Raw genomic sequence first — 16,630 nt, forward strand, 5'->3', positions numbered from 1 at the left:
TTTCTTTTAGGATTTTACAAATTACCTTTTTTCAGTTCTTCCACAGCAAAGTTTGCTGCTCTGGCAGTCATGGCCATATAGGTAAGGGAAGGGTTTTGTGCAGCAGCCGAAGTCATTGCGGAGCCGTCGGTCACAAATACGTTTTTCGCATCCCAAACCTGATTATTGCCATTCAAAACGGAGGACTTGGGATCTCTTCCCATCCGTGCCGTACCCATTTCATGAATGCCCTGTCCAAAGGTATATCCCCGGTCATAGGTAGAAACATTTTTCACCCCTGCTGCTTCCAGCATTTCGGCGGCATCGTTCATCATGTCTACCCGCATTTTCTTTTCGTTTTCGCGAATCTCTGCATCCATTTCCAATACATACATGCCCCACTTGTCCTTTTTGGTTTTGCTAAGCTTGATGGTATTGTCATGGTAGGGGAGAATTTCTCCGAATGCCGTCATTCCAATGGTCCAGGCTCCCGGCTCTGTAAGTTCGGCCTTTAGTGGTGCTCCGAAATCCAATTCGGCCACGGTGCGGCTCCATCCCTGTCGGCTGGCGCCTCCCTGGTACCCGAAGCCTCGGACATAATCCCGACTTTCATTTCCAGTGTTTCGGTAACGGGGTACATAAAAACCTCCCGGCCTTCTTCCAAAATAGTATTTGTCTTCATATCCTTCAATGGTGCCGTTGGCTCCGAGGCGGAAATGGTGATCCATCACATTATGTCCTAATTCTCCTGAACTGCTTCCCAATCCTTCCGGCCAGATGTCTGTGGCAGAGCGCATCAGTACAGCTGTGGAGTTGAAAGAAGAAGCGCAAAGAAATACGATTTTCGCATCGAACTCGATGGTCTCATTGGTCTCGCCATCCAGAATTTCCACTCCAGTTGCCTTTTGGGTATCCTTGTCATAGATTACCCGATTAACAATAGACCAGGGCCTTAATGTAAGGTTGCCTGTGGCTTCTGCAGCTGGAAGTGTGGAAGATTGGGTACTGAAATAGCCTCCAAAGGGGCAACCCAACGAACATTTATTCCGATACTGACAGCCAGGCCTACCGGGTAGGGGCTGCGTGATATTTGCCACACGGGCGTTGGTCATCAGCCTGGAACCGCCAAAGTGATTTTTTAACCGGTCGGCAACATCTTTTTCCACGCAATTTAAGGGGATAGCAGGCATAAATTCTCCGTCAGGTAGTATTTCCAAACCGTCCCTGTTTCCGGCGATGCCAGCAAACCTTTCCACATAACTATACCAGGGAGCCAGGTCGTTGTATCGGATCGGCCAATCCACCGCAATTCCTTGTTTGGCATTGGCTTCGAAATCGATATCAGACCAGCGATAACTCTGCCTTCCCCAAAGAAGGGATCGTCCCCCTACCTGATAGCCGCGAAACCAGGTAAATGGTTTCTTTTCAATATAGGGTGAATCGTCTTCATGAGCCCACCAGTCGAGATTGAGTTCATTCAGCACGTAATCCCTACGGAGATTGGGGTGATTTTCCAACATTTCGATGGTTCGTCTTCCTCTATGAGGGATTTCCCAGGGAGCTTTGGTCGCATTTTTATAATCCTGCACGTGTATCACGTTAGGACCTCTTTCCAGAAGCAGAACTTTTAAGCCCTTTTCCGTGAGTTCTTTTGCCGCCCATCCGCCGCTGATTCCAGACCCAACGACTATAGCGTCATAACTTTGATTAGCCATATACTTGAATTGTTTATTTTAGGTATTGCAATAATATTGATATTTTTAAAGAAACCGTTGGATTTAGTCCTTTTCCTCTTTTTCAATTGAGCTATTTATAAAAACTCTAAATTACCTTTTGCCGCTATCACTCTGTAGATAACGTCCTGGATTGCTGAATGTTTTTCTTATCCCTTCGCAACTCATTGGCTTTCCTGAAGTCATTGTCCTTGAAGAAAAGCAGGAAGAAGATCGTAACAGCAAAGGCGATTCCTGCAGGGATGAGCCAGATGTTTTGCCATTGGTGATTTTCGCCATCAAAGTACAAGTCAGAAACGATTCCTGCTATCCAGAAACCAATCAACATACCGATTCCATACGTTGCCAAGGTGATCAGTCCCTGGGCGGCACTCTTGTACCGGGGTCCTGCCTTAGAATCGGTGTAAATCTGTCCCGAAACAAAAAAGAAGTCATAACATATTCCATGCAAGGCAATGCCAATGATTAGCAGGTAGGTTCCCTCTCCGGCGTCTCCAAACGCAAAGAAAATGTAGCGAACCACCCATGCCAGCATGCCCACGATCAACGTCGTCTTTAAGCCAAACTTTCTAAAAAAGAAGGGCATTAAAAGTAGAAAAAGCACTTCAGACACTTGCCCGATGGTCATTTTACCCGTGGGATTTGAAAGACCTACTTCGGATAGGAAAGGGTTGGCATTTTGGTAATAAAAGGCCAGTGGGATGCATATGAGAACAGACGAAAGGAAGAATATGGCAAAATCCCTGTCTTTAAGAAGCTTCAAGGCATCTAATCCCAGAAGTTCGGATACAGATTGTTTTTCGCCGGTTTTAGTGGCCGGTGGGGTGGCCGGCAGGGTAAAAGCAAACAAACCAAGGACCAGGGAAGAAATGGAGGCCATCAGAAAGGTATTCCGGAGCAATCCCTCACCTATGGCCCCCGGACTGTCCCAAACGAAGAAATAGCTAATCATCAGACCGGATGCAATCCAGCCAAGGGTTCCCCAAACCCGAATGCTGCTAAATTCCGTGGAGGGATCTTTCATTTGACTAAATGACACCGAGTTGGCCAGGGCCAGGGTGGGCATGTAGATTAACATGTATACCAAAACAAAAGGATAGAAGGAGGTAAAGCTGTCGGCTCTAAACATGAGAAAAAGTAGCAGGGCACCCAGTAGGTGCAATATGCTGAGGATTTTTTCTGCATTAAAAAAGCGATCTGCAATCAAGCCAATGATAAATGGGGCAATGATGGCTCCGAAAGACTGCGTGGAAAAGGCAGCCGCAAGCTGGGCTCCGTTGGCGTCCAGATTATTTCCCAAAAAAGTACCCAGGGTAACATACCAGGAGCCCCAGACAAAAAACTCCAAAAACATCATCAGTGAAAGCTTAAATCGGTTGGTGGTTGTCATGGTGGAACAGGATTTCGTTTTTTGTTGGGAGTAAAGCGGCTTGCACCGGCCTTCAAACTATTCTAAGAAATATTTAAATTTAAGCCAATTTAATGTAAATTTATCACTTCAGAAAGTAGGGAAGCCACCTCTCAGCTGGTAAAATAGTCCCTGAGAGGCGGTGAGATTTCTCCTATCTTCTTAGAAATATAGATGTTAAAACCGAACTTTAAAAACCAAAAAACCAAAGATTGGAATAATGAGCGACAGAAAACTTAAAATGGGTATGATCGGTGGTGGTCCGGGCTCCTTTATTGGGGCTGTGCATAGGATATCCGCGGCCATGGACGGGATGATAGAACTTGCTGCCGGAGCTTTTAGCAGCAGTCCAGAAAAATCCGCAGAAACCGGAAAGGAATTATTTCTTCCTGCGAGCCGCGTTTATGGCTCTTATGACGAGATGTTTGAAAAGGAAAAACAATTGCCGGAAGAAGAGCGGATTGATTTCGTTGCCATCGTTACCCCCAACCATGTGCATTTTGATCCTACCAAAAAGGCCCTGGAAAATGGTTTTCATGTGGTGCTGGACAAGCCCATGACCTTTGATTACCAGGAAGCCAAAGAACTCAATAAAATCATAGAAGAAACCGGATTGCTCTTTTGCCTGACCCATACCTATACAGGATATCCCATGGTAAAAGAGGCTCGCCACCTTATTGCTACCGGAGTTTTGGGAAAAATCCGAAAAGTATATGTGGAATACCCGCAGGGCTGGTTGTGGACCTCCCTGGAAAAAACAGACTACAAACAGGCCATCTGGCGGACAGACCCGTCCAAAAGTGGTATTGCCAATTGCATGGGGGATATTGGTACCCATGCCTTTAATCTGGCAGAATATGTGAGCGGTCTGAAACTAACCAAGCTTTGCGCAGATCTAAATATAGTGGTGGAAGGCAGAACGCTCGATGACGATGGGGCGGTATTGCTCAAATTCGATAATGGTGCTTCAGGGGTTCTGATGGCCACTCAAATAGCTACTGGTGCCGAAAACAATATCAAAATAAGGGTGTTTGGAGATAAGGCCGGATTGGAATGGGAGCAGGACAATGCCAATTCCCTTATCGTAAGGCATCCGGAAGCACCTGATCAAATCTACCGCACAGGGGGAAATGTTCCTTATTTGTCTTCCAATGCCATGGAAAATCTCCGCACTCCCGGAGGGCATCCGGAAGGATACCTTGAGGCATTTGCCAATTTGTACCGTAACTTTGCCCGTTGTCTTTATGCGCGAAAAAATGGCGAAACTCCTAAAAAGGAATGGGAAGATTACCCGGGAGCTGAAGATGGACTACGGGGCATGGCTTTTGTGGAACATGTGGTGAAAAGTGGGAAATCTAATGAAAAATGGACTAAATTTGAACTTTAAAAATAATAACCCTTATGAAAACCATTAAAGGACCCGCCTTATTTTTGGCTCAATTTGCGGATGACACCGCACCTTTTAATAACCTGAAGGATATTTGTACCTGGGCTGCCAGTATTGGTTACAAAGCCGTTCAGATTCCCACCTGGGATGCCCGGCTGATTGACTTGAAGAGAGCGGCAGAAGACATGGAGTATGTAAAGGAAATCAAGGCCACCGTTAAAGAAGCGGGAGTAGAGATTTCTGATTTTTCGACCCACCTCCAGGGACAGTTAGTGGCCGTACATCCAGCTTATAATGAATTATTTGATGCTTTTGCCCCGGCAGAACTCGCGGGGGATCTCAAAGGAAAGCAGGAATGGGCAGTTCAGCAGTTGATGTGGGCAGCCAAAGCGTCCAAAAATTTTGGTATGAATACGCACGCCACGTTTAGCGGCGCATTAATGTGGCATACGGTTTACCCCTGGCCTCAGCGTCCAGCAGGATTGGTAGATACTGGCTTTGAAGAATTAGCCAGAAGATGGCTTCCCATTCTTGATGAATTTGATAAATACGGTGTAGATGTCTGTTATGAGTTGCACCCTGGAGAAGACTTGCACGATGGGGTTACTTTTGAATTATTTCTGGAAAAAGTAAATCACCATAAACGCGCAAATATCCTATACGACCCGAGCCATTTCGTTTTACAATGCCTGGATTACGTGGAGTTTATCGACATTTACAAAGACAGGATCAAAATGTTTCATGTCAAAGATGCAGAGTTTAATCCCACCGGTAGGCAGGGAGTCTACGGAGGATATTCCAGTTGGGTAGAAAGGGCCGGAAGATTCCGTTCGCTAGGAGACGGACAGGTAGATTTCAATGCGATTTTTAGCAAATTGTCGCAATATGGCTTTGACGGATGGGCCGTACTCGAATGGGAATGCGCCTTGAAGCATCCTGAAAATGGAGCCATCGAAGGCGCCAAATTTATAAGTGAAAAAATCATCCGGGTAACCGAAAAAACATTCGATGATTTTGCCTCTACGGGAGCCGACGAAGGTCTGAATAAAAAAATATTAGGAATCAATTAATCAATTTTATAACAAACAATGAATTTAAATCTTAAGTTAAGCCTGGCCCTCATTGCGGGCTCAATGATGGCAGTATCTTGTGGTGGTTCCGGTAGCAGCAGCTCCGAATCCACATCTTCTACCACCCCACCCCCCGCGCCTGAGCCTGCTCAGGAAATCAGCCTGGAGGAAAAGTATAAGGACGATCCTGTTTTCATACGGGGAGTGGAATTGATGAAGCAGAATGACTGTCCAAGTTGCCACATGATCGAACGAAAAATCGTAGGACCCTCTTATGCAGATGTAGCTGCGAAGTACGAATCTACCGATGAAAATGTAGAAATGCTTGCCGGTAGGGTAATCGCCGGTAACGTGGGAGTATGGGGTGAAATACCCATGCCAGCTCACCCGGCATTAGCCAAAGAAGATGCCGAGGATATGGTGAGGTACGTACTATTGCTAAAAAAATAAGTTTATGAACAAAATATCTTTATCACTGGCGATGTGTGCGCTGACAGTTTGGGGCTGTGGCCCTTCTCCTCAGGAAAACACCGCTTCTGAAGAAACCATTGAAGAAATTATTGTGACAGAAGAAGAATGGATTAGTTTATTTGATGGCAACAGCCTTACGGGTTGGACCGGCTTTGGTAAAGATCAGCCTGGAGAGGCTTGGGAAGCATCGGATGGTGTTCTTTATTTTAATTCTGAAAAGAAGGAGCAAGGTGCCACCGGAGGTGATCTGGTGACCAGGGAAACATTTGGCGATTTCCATTTCGAAATTGAATGGAAAATTTCTGAAAATGGAAATAGCGGAATCATGTTTCATGTACAGGACAACGGTGAATACGGAGCCCCTTACTATACGGGACCCGAATACCAGTTGCTAGATAATGATGGTCACCCAGATGGAAAAATTGTAACGCACCGTACCGGTGACCTGTATGATCTGATCGAATCCACTGAGGAGGCTGCTAAGCCGGTAGGAGAATGGAACAAAACCGAAATTGTAGTAGAAGACGGGCAGTTGCAGTTTTTCTTAAATGGAGTGAAGACCGTGGAAACCACGCTTTGGGATGATCAATGGAAAGCCATGGTGGCGGAAAGCAAGTTTGCCCAATGGGAGGACTTCGCCACTTTTAAAGAGGGAAAAATAGCCCTACAAGATCATGGTGATGATGTGTGGTTCCGAAATATCCGAATTAAACGTTTGTGATTTTAGATTTTAATAAGAATATAAAAGCCGCTGATTTCAGCGGCTTTTTTTTTCTTTTAAGCGCCTGAAAACCCTAAAGAATCAAGAGCATTTTTCAAAATAGTGTTGAATATAAACCTGAGTTCGATTTACATGCAAAAGTGGATCGCCAGCTCTTTCGGATTTCTGTAACTAAATCCCCCTTTTTAAGGGGGATTTGGATACGTTCGGAACCCAGACACGGTATTACCCTGGAAGTTTCCTCAGCCCGTTGCAATGGCTCCAATTCAGCCTTAGACAGGCATTTCAGCAAATCCCCCTTTTTAAGGGGGCAAGGGGGATTTTTACGAGAATTTTTATTTTTAAGCCCGAAAAGCTCAAAAGCTTGTTCTGGAAACACCATGTTTAATTTCCCAGCGGTTTTTGTCTGTTGAAAGCATACCCTCGAAATTGACTTGCCCTTAACTTTTGCCAAAGTAAAACTTCGGTAAGGGTAGAATGAGATCTCAATTCTCTTGAGAATTCTTTCAAATTCTTGTTTTAAGGGACAAATCGCATGAAATAATATAAAAATTATCGCTTAAAATTCTAGGGTTTTTTCTTTAAAAATTTGATTTAGATTAGTATTCTCGATCGATTTTTCATTTTGGAATTAAATCCCCCTTACTAAGGGGGATTTTGGGTATGAAAGGATTTACAAGCACGGAAATTCCGCAGGATTTGCTCAGCCCGTTGCGATGGCACCCATTCAGCACCACTACTCCTGGTTTTTCTATATAAACGCAAAAAGCCGCTGATTTCAGCGGCTTTTTGTGTTTGGAATTAAATGGACTTTGCAGGACTATGCAACAATGGCTTTCAGAATCTTATTCAACGTAGCACTGGGACGCATCAATTTTGAGGTCTTTTCACCATCAGGCCGGTAATACCCTCCGATATCCATGGGTTTACCCTGTGCTGCGATCAGCTCCTCATTAATAGTATTTTCCTTTTCCGCCATTTCCTTGGCCACCGGACCAAATATTTTTTTCAAGGCTTCGTCTTCTTCCTGATTGGCCAGGGCCTCTGCCCAGTACATGGCCAGGTAAAAATGACTGCCCCTGTTGTCTATCTCATTTACTTTTCTGGAGGGAGATTTGCCATTTTCCAGGAATTTGGCTGTGGCCTGATCCAGGGTTTTACCAAGGACCTTTGCCCGCTTGTTATCAAATGTATCTCCCAGGTGATCCAGGGAAACTGCCAATGCCAGAAACTCTCCCAGAGAATCCCACCTGAGATGGCCTTCTTCTACAAATTGCTGCACATGCTTGGGAGCAGATCCGCCTGCGCCTGTTTCAAACAATCCTCCGCCATTCATCAAAGGAACGATGGAAAGCATCTTGGCACTGGTGCCCAACTCCAGGATAGGGAACAAATCGGTAAGGTAATCCCGAAGTACATTTCCGGTAACCGAAATGGTGTCTTTTCCAGCTTTGATCCTTTCCAGAGAGAATCTGGTTGCTTCTACCGGAGACATGATCCGGATATCCAGCCCACTGGTATCATGGTCTTTCAGGTATTTTTCTACTTTTTGGATCAATTGAGCATCGTGGGCCCTGTCCTTATCCAACCAAAATACGGCAGGAGAACCGGTGGCTCTGGCACGGTTCACCGCCAATTTGACCCAATCCTGAACCGGCGCATCCTTCACCTGACACATCCTCCAGATATCGCCCTTTTCAACAGGATGTTCAAAAATCACTTTTCCACTTGCATCAGTTACCTTGACTATCCCCTCCGAAGGAATTTCAAAAGTTTTGTCATGAGAGCCGTATTCTTCAGCCTTTTGCGCCATGAGACCTACATTGGGTACGGAACCCATGGTGGTAGGGTCAAAAGCGCCATGTTTCTTGCAGAAATCTATGGTTTCCTGATATACGCCTGCATAAGAACGGTCCGGGATGATGGCTTTGGCATCCTGCAATTGATTGTTTTTATTCCACATTTGACCGCTGGAACGGATCATTGCCGGCATGGAAGCATCGATGATCACGTCGCTGGGCACATGGAGATTGGTAATGCCTTTGTCAGAATTGACCATGGCCAGGTCCGGACTGTCTGCATAGCAAGCCTCAATATCGGCTTCAATGGCTTTCTTCTTATCAGCCGGCAACTCGTCCAGGGCTGATACCACCGCTGCAAACCCATTGTTGGGATCTACGCCGAGATTCTTTAAGGTGGCGGCATGCTTTTCAAAAACGGGAGCAAAAAAGACGGTAACCGCATGCCCAAAGATAATGGGATCAGAAACCTTCATCATGGTGGCCTTCATGTGCAGGGAAAACAGTACTCCTTGCTTCTTGGCCTCTTCCTTTTGTTCCTGCAAAAATTTCCTCAGAGCCCGGCTGCTCAAAACAGCCGCATCCACGATTTCTCCTGCCTGAAGTTCCAGCTTCTCCTTGAGGACCTTCTTCTTGCCATCTTTGCCGATCAATTCTATTTTAACCGATGTGGCTTCAGGGATGGTAACAGATTTTTCGCTACCGTAAAAATCACCCTCCGTCATACTGGAAACATGGGTTTTGGAACCGGAGTCCCATTTGCCCATGCTATGGGGATTTTTTCTGGCAAACTGCTTGACAGCTTGCGGGGCCCTGCGATCTGAATTACCTTCCCGCAAAACCGGATTCACAGCAGAACCTTTTACTTTGTCGTATTTGGCCTGAATGTTTTTCTCTTGTTCATTTTGGGGGTCATCGGGATAGTCCGGAAGGGGATAACCCTGGGATTGCAATTCCCTGATCGCAGCCTTCAATTGAGGCAGGGAAGCACTGATGTTGGGCAATTTGACGATATTGGCTTCGGGTGTTTTGGCGATATCTCCCAATTCGGCCAAAGCATCATTGATCCTTTGATCCGCTTTTAAAAATTCCGGAAAAGTAGCGATGATCCTACCGGAAAGGGAGATGTCCCTGGTCTCCACCACCACACCGGCGGAGTCGGTAAAAGCTTTGATAATAGGCAATAAAGAATAGGTGGCCAGAGCCGGTGCCTCATCAGTCAATGTATAAAGTATTTTTGGGGTTTTGTCACTCATATGGTTATTCGTTTTCTGATTTTCGTTAAAAATGAATATCGATTTAAAATCGATGGCTAAAATACGAAAAAAAAATGTATTGGTAGGCCCGCCTGCTATATTAGGCGAAATTCCCCTGCATCCAACAAAATTGAACCCGCCTCGTTTAGAAAAGCTGTAGACACTTAGTCCTATGGCAATGCATCTGATTTTATTTTGGCTGTTTCTGACCGGTGCAACAGCAGGATCCACTGACATTCCTGCTGTTGCACCGGATGAAAAACAACTGTTTGAGCTGATCAACACTTACCGGACCAGCCGGGGCCTGGAAGCGGTGCCACTCTCAGCAGCCCTGACAAAAGTAGCACAGATCCACGCCAAAGACCTGATGGACAATTACCAGCAAAGCAAGCGCTGCAACATGCACTCCTGGTCAAAGGAAGGAGCCTGGACGGACTGCTGCTACAAGGACAATCACAAGGACCCCAACTGCATGTGGGACAAGCCAAAGGAAATCGCAGGATACGACAGTCCTGGTTACGAAATTGCCTACTGGCATTCCGCCGCCGCCCTGCCGGAAGAGGCCCTGGAAGTCTGGAAAAAAAGCCCGGGTCACCATGCTGTCCTCGCCAATCTGCCTCCATTCCATGTGGCCAACTGGAAAGCCATGGGGGTGGGAATATATAAAGAATATGCGGTGGTCTGGTTTGGGGAGATGGAGGATCTTCTTTAAAGCCTTATCAAAAAGGTGCACCACAGATTACTCAGATTGACACAGATTAAAGCAGGGGTGGAGAATGCTACTGAGTGAGGTCAATCCTGACACCTAAAAAATCTGTGAAAATCTGTGCGAATCCGTGGTGAAGAAAAAGGATGCACCACAGATTACTCAGATTACCACAGATAAAAAACGCCACTGGGTGAAGTATGCCACTTCATTCTACTATCTCCGAAGCCATAAACAGATAGGAACCGTCCAAAAGCCATTTGCAATGGCTAAACGTGCACCTTTCCGGGAATGATTTTCCTAACCGTATGTTTATGGAACCCGGCATTGCACTACACCCAGGCCGCAATTTAAGCACGGATAGTACAGATCACCTTGATTCTGAGGTTCTAATAAACCCTTTCTTTTGATAGGGGAACAAAGAAACATGAAAGCTATGTTTAACAGAAAATTAAAAAAGTGGTATATTTGTTTCATATTGTACCAGATACGCTTATGTCCACTCCAACAGAAAAAGTTACCTTATCATTAAATAGAGAACTTTTGGAAAAAATGGCCAATAGGTCTAAAAAAAAATTGTCCCAATATGTTCGTGACCTGATACAAAGAGAGGCATCTATGGAGCAGGAAGACTTCGTGATTTCGGATGAAATAGCAGAACTAAAGGGTTTATTGAAAGCCGATAAAACCGATAGTAAGGAGCGGGTTCATAAGCGGGCCATTGAGAAAATGCGCAACTATGACCGTTGATCGGGTTTTTATCGACACCAATGTTTTTGATGAGTTATTTGCTGACGGGCCTGCGGCAGCGGACATCGCCTTTATAGTTGAACACCTTAAAAGGAAAACGATCCTTGGGTACACCTCTCCCAAAACATTGATGGATGTCTATTACCTGATCCATACCGAGAAGGGATGGCACGAAGCCAACAAACGCATCCGCCAAATTTATTCCCTGGTGGAAATTACTCCCCAAACACAGAAGGAAGTCAGGGAAAGCCTGGCATACAATTGGTCAGATTTTGAGGATGCCATGCAGATGGCCTCCGCTATCAGCCAGGGAGTAGATAAAATCATTACCCTGGATCGAAAATTTCGAAACAAAGACAACGCTTTCATTTGGACTCCTGCTGATTTGAAAAGTTACCTGATCATGAACAGTACGAAATAAAAGTACCACGGCCTGGAAAAAATTAGTGTGAATCGTAGTGAAAAAATGACAACACAGCAGATTACTCGGGTTAATACAGATTAAGGATTTGAGACTGGGTGAAATATGCCACTTCACCCTGATATCATCGCTGTCATAAACTGAAAAGAACCGCCCGAAAGCCATTTGAAATGGCTAAACCTGACCGTTTTAGAGAACGAAATCATTATAGCTTTCCGATAAGATCCGGCATTGCAAATGCCTCAGATTTCGTTTGTTAATGGATACCAGGTTGATTTTTTGTGCATTCACCATTCCCCGGAATCATTCAGGTTAAGCGAATACTTTGTGCTTCTGCCTCCTCCGGTGGAAAGAAAGACCCGTTTTTCGGCCAAATCCTGTAAATCTCTTGTAGCAGTGGCTTTTGATGTCCTGGTAAGGGCCGTATATTTCCGGGCACTCATGCCTCCTTCAAATCCCTTTGGTCCTTCTTCTAACATCCGACGTACTACTTTTAGCTGCCTTTCATTTAGGAGAGGGGTATACCGATCAAAAAACCGTGTTTTCTTTAGGGTGAAATCAATTAACTTTTCCGCCTGCTCCTGCGCCTGCATTGCCATAGACAGGAAGTAGGAAATCCAGGATGTCACTTCATTGGATCGCTGTGCTTTCTGTAAGGCGTCGTAATATTCTCTTTTGTTCGCTTCTATCGCCTGCGAAAGACTTAAAAGAACAGGTCGCTTGAGGTACTGAGACAAGGCTTTTTCTGATAAGGCACGGCCGATGCGGCCATTTCCATCCTCAAAAGGATGAATGGTTTCGAAGTATAAATGAGCGATGGCAGCACGCACCACGGGCTGTTTTATTTCTTTTTTGCTCCCTGGTCCAGTTTCATTAAACCAATTGATAAAACCGGCCATTTCCTTGGGTACAATACTGGACGGTGGGGCCTCAAAGTGAATTTTTTCTTTTCCTAAAGCTCCGGATACAACCAGCATTGGCTCTTCATGAGATCTCCAATCACCAACGGTGATACCTTTACTGCCTTTCATAATCATCCGATGCCAGGAGAAAAGTTTCTCTTCCGTTAAGGCTTCGTGAAACGTATTGCGCACATCCACCATCAGTGCGGCTGCACCTTGTGCCCGCAAATCATTCACCTGCTGCTGTCCCAAACCCAGCTGATTACGAATAGAGGAAACAACGTCCTGCCGGCTCAAATATTCGCCTTCAATCTCCGATGTTTTAATGGCCTCGGATACCATCAGATCAATAATGGCGTCATTTTGCGTTTCTTTAGGCAAACCCTTCAAAAGGCCACTGACATGACCTGCTTTTTCGGAAAACTTAAAGAGCAGTGGTTCTACTTCGAGTAAACGATAGTGAAAACGGGGCCAGTCCTTTAGTTGCCAATTATACCGCATGAGCCGATTATTTTCGTTATTTGGCTCAAATATAATAAAAATATGAGGTGAATAAAAAGCTCATTCGGCTCAAAAATAGAAATAAATCGATGTACATCAATGGTGAAAAAAGTTGCATCGCAGATAACACAGATTCGCACAGCGTAATTATTAGAGGATAGGTCAATTTTGGTGTCTATAAAGACCTGAGAAAATCGGTGTGAATCCGTGGTGAAAAAAAGGATGCACCACAGATTACTCAGATTAACACAGATTAAAGCAGGGGTGGCGGTACTATCTTTGGAGTCATAAACAATTAGGAACCGCCCAAAGCCATTTGCAATGGCTAAACGCACTCGCTTTCAGGAATGATTTTCCTAACGTTCTGACCATGGACCCGGCATTGCAAATGCCTCACTGGCGTAAATAAAAGGATAAAAGGGATTTAGACGCCTACACCCAGCTCAGGCTTAAAAGAGAAAAAATCTGTTAGAATCCGTGGTGAAAAAGTGCGCTACCGATACCACAGATTCGCTGCAATAGAAAAACGCCGCCCGAGGAAGATTTTCACGATCTGAATAGGACAAACGAGGTAGAAACCTTCAAGAGCTTATCCACAGACTTCCCAAAATACTTTTTTCAGGTAGCATTATTTTATATTGCTTTTTATAAAAACTATTTTGTAATTTTACATTTTGTAAAAATCATTCTATGGAAAGTCTGATTCGAAAATCTGAGCGTAAAGCCAGTTTCGTCAAAGGGAAAAAAAGAAGATACCTCTATGGACAAATTGATTGGGAGCAAAAACTGGTCATTGTTCTTGGCTACAGGGGTTCTGGCAAAACAACCCTTCTTTTGCAATACCTCTCTGCTATCCAGGAGAAAGGTATTTATTTAAGTCTCGATGATTTTTATTTCGAAACCCATCGATTAATAGAAGCTGTAGCATCCCTTTACGCTATGGGGTACCGCATTTTCCTATTGGACGAAGTTCACCGGTACCGTTGGTGGTCAAAAGATCTCAAGCAGCTTTATGACGACTACGAGGACATTCAGGTAGTTGCGACAGGTTCTTCCATTCTTGATATCTCCAGGGGAAATGCGGATCTTTCCAGAAGAGCATCGGTCTATCACCTACATGGATTGTCCTTCAGGGAATACCTTAATTTTGAGAAAAACACGGATTTGCCAATACTAGGTCTGGAAGAGGTTATAAACCAGCACCATGTATTGGCACCTGAACTTCTGGACACCTTTGATTTCCATTCAGATTTCCGGGATTACCTTAGTTTCGGCTATTTCCCTTATTTTTTAGAATCCAAAAAGGCCTACCATCAAAAATTGCAGCAAACCATCCAATTGGTCATTGATACAGATATTGCACCTTTTGAGGAACTGCAGCATGCTACGACACGACTATTGAAAAAGCTGCTTTTCGTCTTGAGCGAAAGCGTCCCTTTCACTCCCAACATCCAGAAATTGTCCCAAAAACTGGAGACTCCGCGGAATACCGTCTTAAGACTTCTGGACATATTGAACCAGGCTCAAATACTGATCCTATTGCGATCTTTTACCAAAGGGGTAAGTTACCTTCAAAAGCCGGAAAAGATCTATTTGCAAAACCCCAACTTTATTTACCTCTTTTCTCCGACGATAGCCAATATAGGTAACGTACGTGAAACGTTTTTCCTCAATCAACTAACAGCAGTTCATTCGGTGACGGCTCCCAGGTATGGCGATTTTATGGTCGATGATACCTATATATTTGAGGTGGGCGGAGCTTCCAAGACCAGCGAACAGCTTCAGGGAGTCCCCCAGTCTTACCTGGCATTAGATATAGCCGGGGGGAGTAATCGGAGAATCCCCCTTTGGTTATTTGGTATGTTGTACTAGGAGAATCCCTGCCTGCAAATAGGATCGCAGCACAGATTCGCATAGAAGAGAGGTCAATTTGGGGAGCTAAAAATCTGTGAAAATCGGTGTGAATCCGTGGTGAAAAAAGAAGGTGCACCACAGATTACGCAGATTAACACAGATTAAAAAAGGGGTGGAGGCACTATCTTCGGAGCCATAAACATTTAGGAACCGGCCAAAAGCCATTTGCAATGGCTAAACGTGTACACTTCAAGAAATGGTTTTATTAGCTGTATATCCATGGGAGCCGGCATTGCAAATGCCTCATTCGCATAAATAATTGGATAAAAGGGATGTAGATGCAATCTACATCCAGACCTGGGAAAAGAATAGAGACTGGGTGAAGACTGGTGCTGGGTGAAGTATGTCACTTCACCCTCCTATCTTCGGGATCACAAACAGTTTAGATCCGCCCGAAAGCCATTTGCAGTGGCTAAACACACACGTTTCCAGGAATGATTTTCTAAACGCCCTGTCCAAGGGACCCGGCTTTGCTGATGGCTCAGATTCCGTACGTCAATGGAAAATAGGGATGTAATTGCAAACTCACCCAGTCTAGTAGGAAAGAGCTATAGGCTTGATCCTGCTTCCAATTAACCCAAAATAATAGACCATAAAGGATTTATGCTGCAAAATACTTCTCCTGATTTGAATTTTTAGTACTTTAGGAGACGATAAAAAGTAGATCATGAAACACTTAAACCTTCAGGATTCGACGCATGACCGGCGTAATTTTCTTAAAAAAGCGGGTCTGGGAGTAGCAGGCCTGGCATCTTTTCAGGCAGAATCGCTGGCAAATTCCCGGCATTCAACAAGCCAATCAAAAAAAGTGGAATTGGCCATTGCCACGATCACCTGTGACGGTTTTGGGGACGAAAACTTTGTAAAAGCCTTTGAAATCATTCCCCAACTCCCTTTTAAAAATGTAGAGTTCAACTGCTGGTATGGCCGTAACCTTACCCCTTCAGGCATCAGCAGTATAAAAGAACGCTGCGATCAGAATGGCCTGAGACCCATTTGTGTACAGGGCAGTAGTTTTGGGGCGGAGGGAAACATCGTAAAGGACGTTGCCCACAAACTGTGGCTGATGGAAGCGGCGAAGAAACTCGGTTGCCGTCGGGTCAAATGTACAGGATCGGGCCGAGGGAAAGCAGGCGGGACTGAGGCAGTAGTGGAAATCGTTCGTGAATTGGCCCCTGCGGCCGAAGAAATGGATGTGCTGCTCCTACTGGAAAACCATGCCAACAATAACATTGAGTTTATTGAAGATTACGAACGGATTTTCGAGGAGACGGATTCTTCCCATGTGGGCATCTGCATGGACAATGCGCACTTCAATGGTTCCAACGTGGAGCTGATGGAAGTAGTGGACACCTTTCACGAAAAGATCCTGCACATCGATATCAAAGACACCGAAAGAATGGGCATTCACAAAGTGGTCAATTTTGGAGAAGGAGTAACCGACAACGATGGGGTGATTCAGAAAATGCTGGACTATGGCTATGAAGGCTACTTGTTGGTAGAGATGGCTCCACCATTAAATCAAGACACCTTGGTGGCAGATTTGACCCGTGCCTACCGTTTATTTGAGAAATACCAGAAGTGATTTTTATAGCTAAGCCGGTTACTATTT

At 44.9% G+C, this 16,630-nt stretch carries 14 protein-coding genes; 9 read left to right on the top strand and 5 right to left on the bottom strand.

All coding sequences use genetic code 11. The features are described 5' to 3' along the window. Positions 1-14: 14 nt before the first annotated feature. Both GKS34_RS12565 and GKS34_RS12570 read right to left on the bottom strand, forming a co-directional pair. On the bottom strand, positions 15-1,694 hold the full coding sequence (locus GKS34_RS12565) for a GMC oxidoreductase (protein ID WP_163385178.1): 1,680 nt from the start codon (positions 1,692-1,694) through the stop codon (positions 15-17). A gap of 127 nt (positions 1,695-1,821) precedes the next feature. After that, positions 1,822-3,102 (bottom strand): MFS transporter, encoded by a 1,281-nt coding sequence (locus tag GKS34_RS12570; protein WP_163385179.1) that lies wholly within the window; start codon positions 3,100-3,102, stop codon positions 1,822-1,824. A gap of 238 nt (positions 3,103-3,340) precedes the next feature. On the opposite strand from GKS34_RS12570, the gene GKS34_RS12575 reads away from it, so the two are divergent. Genes GKS34_RS12575 through GKS34_RS12590 form a run of 4 tightly spaced genes read left to right on the top strand, consistent with a single transcriptional unit; the run spans position 3,341 to position 6,769 of the window. Then, a complete protein-coding gene (locus tag GKS34_RS12575; RefSeq protein ID WP_205602066.1) occupies positions 3,341-4,507 on the top strand; it encodes a Gfo/Idh/MocA family protein in 1,167 nt (388 codons plus the stop codon). Positions 4,508-4,521: 14 nt separating this feature from the next. Next, positions 4,522-5,577, top strand: a complete 1,056-nt coding sequence (locus tag GKS34_RS12580) for a sugar phosphate isomerase/epimerase family protein (RefSeq protein ID WP_163385180.1) — start codon at positions 4,522-4,524, stop codon at positions 5,575-5,577. A gap of 18 nt (positions 5,578-5,595) precedes the next feature. After that, positions 5,596-6,027, top strand: coding sequence for a c-type cytochrome (locus tag GKS34_RS12585; RefSeq protein ID WP_163385181.1), 432 nt, complete (start codon positions 5,596-5,598; stop codon positions 6,025-6,027). Positions 6,028-6,031: 4 nt separating this feature from the next. After that, the gene (locus GKS34_RS12590) at positions 6,032-6,769 is read left to right on the top strand and encodes a 3-keto-disaccharide hydrolase (protein WP_163385182.1); all 738 of its coding nucleotides are present in this window, start codon (positions 6,032-6,034) and stop codon (positions 6,767-6,769) included. A 384-nt stretch (positions 6,770-7,153) separates the two neighbouring features. On the opposite strand, the gene GKS34_RS12595 is transcribed toward GKS34_RS12590, so the two are convergent. Together GKS34_RS12595 and GKS34_RS12600 are read right to left on the bottom strand one after the other, a co-directional pair. Continuing rightward, on the bottom strand, positions 7,154-7,279 hold the full coding sequence (locus GKS34_RS12595) for a DUF559 domain-containing protein (RefSeq protein WP_262888572.1): 126 nt from the start codon (positions 7,277-7,279) through the stop codon (positions 7,154-7,156). 310 nt (positions 7,280-7,589) lie between these two features. Continuing rightward, positions 7,590-9,824, bottom strand: coding sequence for an NADP-dependent isocitrate dehydrogenase (locus GKS34_RS12600; protein WP_163385183.1), 2,235 nt, complete (start codon positions 9,822-9,824; stop codon positions 7,590-7,592). A 178-nt stretch (positions 9,825-10,002) separates the two neighbouring features. On the opposite strand from GKS34_RS12600, the gene GKS34_RS12605 reads away from it, so the two are divergent. The 3 genes from GKS34_RS12605 (at position 10,003) to GKS34_RS12615 (ending at position 11,701) form a co-directional block, all read left to right on the top strand. Continuing rightward, on the top strand, positions 10,003-10,536 hold the full coding sequence (locus GKS34_RS12605; RefSeq protein WP_205602067.1) for a CAP domain-containing protein: 534 nt from the start codon (positions 10,003-10,005) through the stop codon (positions 10,534-10,536). A gap of 489 nt (positions 10,537-11,025) precedes the next feature. Further along, positions 11,026-11,280 (top strand): DUF6364 family protein, encoded by a 255-nt coding sequence (locus GKS34_RS12610; protein ID WP_163385185.1) that lies wholly within the window; start codon positions 11,026-11,028, stop codon positions 11,278-11,280. Continuing rightward, the gene (locus tag GKS34_RS12615; protein WP_163385186.1) at positions 11,270-11,701 is read left to right on the top strand and encodes a type II toxin-antitoxin system VapC family toxin; all 432 of its coding nucleotides are present in this window, start codon (positions 11,270-11,272) and stop codon (positions 11,699-11,701) included. Before GKS34_RS12610 ends, GKS34_RS12615 begins: the two co-directional genes overlap by 11 nt. Before the next feature lie 287 nt (positions 11,702-11,988). Here the strand turns inward: GKS34_RS12615 and GKS34_RS12620 are convergent, their stop codons facing one another. Further along, complete coding sequence (locus tag GKS34_RS12620) at positions 11,989-13,104, bottom strand: Fic family protein (protein WP_163385187.1); 1,116 nt, start codon at positions 13,102-13,104, stop codon at positions 11,989-11,991. Between the two features lie 690 nt (positions 13,105-13,794). Here GKS34_RS12620 and GKS34_RS12625 point away from each other — a divergent pair. Both GKS34_RS12625 and GKS34_RS12630 read left to right on the top strand, forming a co-directional pair. Beyond that, entirely contained in the window at positions 13,795-14,976 is a 1,182-nt protein-coding gene (locus GKS34_RS12625) for an ATP-binding protein (RefSeq protein WP_163385188.1), read from the top strand. Positions 14,977-15,685: 709 nt separating this feature from the next. Beyond that, positions 15,686-16,603, top strand: coding sequence for a sugar phosphate isomerase/epimerase family protein (locus GKS34_RS12630; RefSeq protein ID WP_163385189.1), 918 nt, complete (start codon positions 15,686-15,688; stop codon positions 16,601-16,603). Positions 16,604-16,630 lie beyond the last annotated feature (27 nt).

The sequence above is a fragment of the Cyclobacterium jeungdonense genome, from assembly GCF_010994275.1.
In the GTDB taxonomy this organism is placed as follows: Bacteria; Bacteroidota; Bacteroidia; order Cytophagales; family Cyclobacteriaceae; genus Cyclobacterium; species Cyclobacterium jeungdonense.

What these genes read in the sequence shown, in the direction of transcription:
- GKS34_RS12605 (WP_205602067.1), top strand. Translation starts at nt 10,003, where the DNA reads ATGCATCTGATTTTATTTTGGCTGTTTCTGACCGGTGCAACAGCAGGA.
- GKS34_RS12580 (WP_163385180.1), top strand. Translation starts at nt 4,522, where the DNA reads ATGAAAACCATTAAAGGACCCGCCTTATTTTTGGCTCAATTTGCGGAT.
- GKS34_RS12585 (WP_163385181.1), top strand. Translation starts at nt 5,596, where the DNA reads ATGAATTTAAATCTTAAGTTAAGCCTGGCCCTCATTGCGGGCTCAATG.
- GKS34_RS12630 (WP_163385189.1), top strand. Translation starts at nt 15,686, where the DNA reads ATGAAACACTTAAACCTTCAGGATTCGACGCATGACCGGCGTAATTTT.
- GKS34_RS12625 (WP_163385188.1), top strand. Translation starts at nt 13,795, where the DNA reads ATGGAAAGTCTGATTCGAAAATCTGAGCGTAAAGCCAGTTTCGTCAAA.
- GKS34_RS12610 (WP_163385185.1), top strand. Translation starts at nt 11,026, where the DNA reads ATGTCCACTCCAACAGAAAAAGTTACCTTATCATTAAATAGAGAACTT.
- GKS34_RS12600 (WP_163385183.1), bottom strand. Translation starts at nt 9,824, where the DNA reads ATGAGTGACAAAACCCCAAAAATACTTTATACATTGACTGATGAGGCA.
- GKS34_RS12590 (WP_163385182.1), top strand. Translation starts at nt 6,032, where the DNA reads ATGAACAAAATATCTTTATCACTGGCGATGTGTGCGCTGACAGTTTGG.
- GKS34_RS12615 (WP_163385186.1), top strand. Translation starts at nt 11,270, where the DNA reads ATGACCGTTGATCGGGTTTTTATCGACACCAATGTTTTTGATGAGTTA.
- GKS34_RS12575 (WP_205602066.1), top strand. Translation starts at nt 3,341, where the DNA reads ATGAGCGACAGAAAACTTAAAATGGGTATGATCGGTGGTGGTCCGGGC.
- GKS34_RS12565 (WP_163385178.1), bottom strand. Translation starts at nt 1,694, where the DNA reads ATGGCTAATCAAAGTTATGACGCTATAGTCGTTGGGTCTGGAATCAGC.
- GKS34_RS12570 (WP_163385179.1), bottom strand. Translation starts at nt 3,102, where the DNA reads ATGACAACCACCAACCGATTTAAGCTTTCACTGATGATGTTTTTGGAG.
- GKS34_RS12620 (WP_163385187.1), bottom strand. Translation starts at nt 13,104, where the DNA reads ATGCGGTATAATTGGCAACTAAAGGACTGGCCCCGTTTTCACTATCGT.